The sequence below is a fragment of the Sphingomonas sp. CCH5-D11 genome (genome assembly GCF_001557395.1).
Taxonomy (GTDB): domain Bacteria; phylum Pseudomonadota; class Alphaproteobacteria; order Sphingomonadales; family Sphingomonadaceae; genus Sphingomonas.
The window spans coordinates 1-3,333 of the sequence record NZ_LSKH01000083.1 but is presented as its reverse complement, the minus strand read 5'-3'; the positions used below and the strand labels follow the sequence as shown (position 1 = coordinate 3,333).

4 protein-coding genes and 2 pseudogenes are annotated in these 3,333 nt (G+C 62.8%); 2 read left to right on the top strand and 4 right to left on the bottom strand.

Annotation, left to right across the window (positions count from 1 at the left end; genetic code table 11):
* From AX702_RS05425 to AX702_RS05415, 3 genes and pseudogenes are all read right to left on the bottom strand, one after another.
* A pseudogene (locus AX702_RS05425) lies at nt 1-340 on the bottom strand (ABC1 kinase family protein); the annotation flags it as partial.
* Entirely contained in the window at nt 340-1,014 is a 675-nt protein-coding gene (locus AX702_RS05420) for a TetR/AcrR family transcriptional regulator (protein ID WP_231731735.1), read from the bottom strand. The gene AX702_RS05420 and the pseudogene AX702_RS05425, both read right to left, overlap by 1 nt.
* A 125-nt stretch (nt 1,015-1,139) precedes the next feature.
* Nucleotides 1,140-2,084: an MlaD family protein gene (locus tag AX702_RS05415; protein WP_066777154.1), complete on the bottom strand. Its 945-nt coding sequence runs from the start codon at nt 2,082-2,084 to the stop codon at nt 1,140-1,142.
* Nucleotides 2,085-2,200: 116 nt separating this feature from the next.
* Here AX702_RS05415 and AX702_RS05410 point away from each other — a divergent pair, with 116 nt between their 5' ends.
* The gene (locus AX702_RS05410) at nt 2,201-2,614 is read left to right on the top strand and encodes a PaaI family thioesterase (RefSeq protein WP_197420500.1); all 414 of its coding nucleotides are present in this window, start codon (nt 2,201-2,203) and stop codon (nt 2,612-2,614) included.
* The gene (locus AX702_RS05405) at nt 2,611-3,042 is read left to right on the top strand and encodes a PaaI family thioesterase (protein ID WP_066777144.1); all 432 of its coding nucleotides are present in this window, start codon (nt 2,611-2,613) and stop codon (nt 3,040-3,042) included. Before AX702_RS05410 ends, AX702_RS05405 begins: the two co-directional genes overlap by 4 nt.
* A gap of 1 nt (nt 3,043) precedes the next feature.
* On the opposite strand, the pseudogene AX702_RS22435 reads toward AX702_RS05405, so the two are convergent.
* A pseudogene (locus tag AX702_RS22435) lies at nt 3,044-3,333 on the bottom strand (alpha/beta fold hydrolase); the annotation flags it as partial.

The following is a 3,333-nucleotide window of genomic DNA, read 5'->3' as shown; positions in this document are numbered from 1 at the left end:
TCGGGGAGCCGAGCGCGGCCAGGATCGTCGGCTCCAGCGCCTCGAACGGCAGCGGGGTCACTCGGTCCTGCAGCGTTGACAGCGCGCGCACCCATTCCGGCCCGAGCAGGTCTTCGCGGGTGGCGAGCACCTGTCCCAGCTTGACCGCGACAGGTCCAAGGTCTCGTAGCAACGCGACGACCCGCTCGGGCGTACCGAGGTCTACCGGCTGCTCTGAGCGACCGGGCAGCAGGCCAAGGCGCAAGGCGAGCCCGTTCAGGCCGTGGCGGCCCATGATCTGGATGAGTTCGGCCAGGCGCGTGCGCTCACCGATCTGAGGCTCGTCGTCCGCGGTGGACATCAGGCGCTGCAACCATCCGCCTCGCGCGGACGGCAGCCATCGAGGAACAGGTCGATACCGCGCGAGATACGATCGCGTGCGGCATCGTCGTACGCGGGAGGAGACAGCCCGAGCGCTGCACGGCGCATGGGTGCTACCACCACGAGGGTAACGAACTGTTCGGCAGCAAACACCGGGTCTGCCAGCGATAGCTCACCCTTTGCATCGGCATGGGCGAGGATCGAGGCCACCCACTGCACGGCCCGCTGGTAGCCAAAGTCGTGGATGTTCGCCGCAAGCGCTGGAAAGCGCACGGCCTGCGCGATGACGACGCGTTCCATGGAGGTGATCCGCGGCGTCAGCAGCCACTCGAGCAGGCGATCGGCGATCACGCGAAGCCGCGATCGGATGTCGGGTTCGTCGCTGCCGGAAGGTTCGAGCGCGCGCAGCTGCGTATCGATCTCGTCGAGGATCACTGCCTCGAACACGCGCGCCTTGCTGCCGAAGCGGGCGTACAAGGTCCGCTTCGAGATGCGCGCCTGCTCGGCGATCATGTCCGCACTGGCGCCGTCAAACCCGTGTGCGAAGAACAGCTCGCGGGCGCTCTTGAGAATATGCGAGGTCAGACGAAGCGCATCCTCGGTCGTGGGTCTGCCCATCTTCCTGGGCCGACCTTTCTTTTTGTTGTCGGTCAATCTCGTTCTCCTGGATCGACGGTAGCCTGATCCGGACAGGTTGACGAGAAATCACACCGAGAGGGTCGCTTGCTCGCCTGCCAGCTCGATCTCAGCCCAAGGCTGTGCTTTTGTATCGCCGTCGCTCAATCCTGTGACGTTGGCTTGTAGACGGGAAGAGACGGAGCACCCACGCCCAGTCCCTCCTGATCGATGCGAACGGCCGTATCCCTGACAGCACCGACCTTGTTCCTTGCTGAACGAATGGTCTCACGCAGTTGAGCCTGTTTGGCAGTCGTGCCGCGGATCGCGGGTCGAACCGCCTCAACGCGCGCCGTAAATCGCTCGGCTCCGTCTCGAGCGTTCAGCAACGTGCGGTTCGCTCTCGCGAGAACGGTCGCGCTGCGTTCGTCCACTGCCGCTCTCAGCTGTTGGGCGCTGTCGCGGGATCGCTGCAAGGCGTCTCCCACGGCAATCACGCGGCCGCGCGCACCGGTGAGAGCATCGGACGCTGCTCCGGCTTTGTCTGCCCAACCGGCGGAACTCTCCACAAGCGCCGCCAGTCGATCGCTGGCCCGCTGCTGCTGAGCGGCGTCGAAGTTGCGAGAAACAGAATCCACAGTTCGGCTGATCTTCTCGACCAGTGCGACGGGGTCCCCTCCGCCGCCAAGGAGCCCGCCTTCCTTGGCGGGAATGATAGGAAGCTCCCCGTCGCTCGCCGCAACGATCGGGGGCGCACCAGATGTGGCGCCCTCGAGGCTGATGTTCGCGGTGCCGGCCAGTGCCGATCTTGCGATCGACGCTTTTACGCCTGCGACGATGGGGATCCGTGGGTCAAGGTTGACGGTGACGAGAACCGCTGACGGATCCTCCTTGTCGAACCGTATCGACGTGACATGACCGGCCGGCACACCCGAGAAGGTCACCGACGATCCATTTTCGAGACCGGCAACGCTTCCGGTGAAGCGGATCATATAGGGGTTGCCGTCTCCATCGCGTGCATCAAACAGCCTCAGGGTGAAGATCAGGAGCGTACTCAGCAGAACGCCTGTCACTAAGAGCACCAGAAATTTATTCGACCGCGTTTCCATGCGAGGACATAGCCATTAGGAATTCGAAATAGTTATGTAAACCGTACCGTTTTTTAAAAACGGGGCAAAGGCCACCTTTCGTGGTGACAAGGCCTGATCAGGACGAGGATGGGATGGTGGCTGAAGACTGGAGCCTGCAACCAGGCGACATACCGTGGGGCAATAGGCTTGGTCTCGAGATGGTCTCGTTCGGCGATGGCCTCAGCTCGCTACATGTTGGTTGGCGCGAGGAGCTGGCTGAAGAGGACGAGACTTTAGCAACGGGTGTGTTGACGAGCCTTATCGATCAGGCCTGCGGCGTTGCCGTAATGTCCCGACTGGGAAGGCGATTGGCAATCTCGACCCTCAATCTGAAGGTGGACCATTTGCGATCCGCCAAGGCGAGATGCTCCGCGACGGCATGGGCGCACTGTTACGGCGCGACCGAGCACCAAGCGTTCGTACGCACCGAAGTCTGGGATACGGATCCAACTCACCTAATCGCGACCGCCCAAGGTGTCTTTTCGATCAATCGGGCTGCCGATCTATGAGCGACGGCGCAGTCAAGGCTTGTGCCGGCCGGAACGGCTTTGCGAAGCTACTCGGCACCATGATGACGCAAAGCGGTGAGACTTTCACGCTGATCCCGACAGATGAGCTTGTTGGAAACCCGATCCTGCCCGCCTTGCATGGAGGAGCGATCGCTTCCTTTCTTGAGCTGGCCGCACAGCTTGCTCTCTCCCGCGCCATCTCGCCACGACCGTCCTCTCGACTGATCAGTGTGAATCTGCAATTTCTCGCCCCCGTCAGACCAGTCGCAATCAGCACGACACCGACGCTGATGCGCGTGGGACGTCGGGTCGCAGTGGTGCATGCCGAAGCCGTAGAGCGGGACGGAACCGGAAGACTATGCCATGCGCAGCTGGAATTTGCTCTCGGACAATCCTCCGGGGAAGAGGAACTCACCCGGTATTACTGATTCAGCGTGCCGATCTCCAGAGCGCAAGGATGCTTCTGAGCCCCGTCGCGAAGGCGATCGGCTCGTCCAGCATCAGGTGATGGCGCGCGTTGGGCACCGCGACGATCGGAATCGTCCCGGCCCCCAGTTCGCGCAGATATGCTGCGGAATCCCTGCCGAAGAGCGCGCTGTGCTCGCCGTAGACGATTGCCAGCCGCCCAGGAGCCGCGGCAACGCGGCGGCCCATCGTCATCCACTCGTCCGCCGAGTTGCCGCGCGCGAACACCGCGGGCGAGAACTTCCACGTCCACG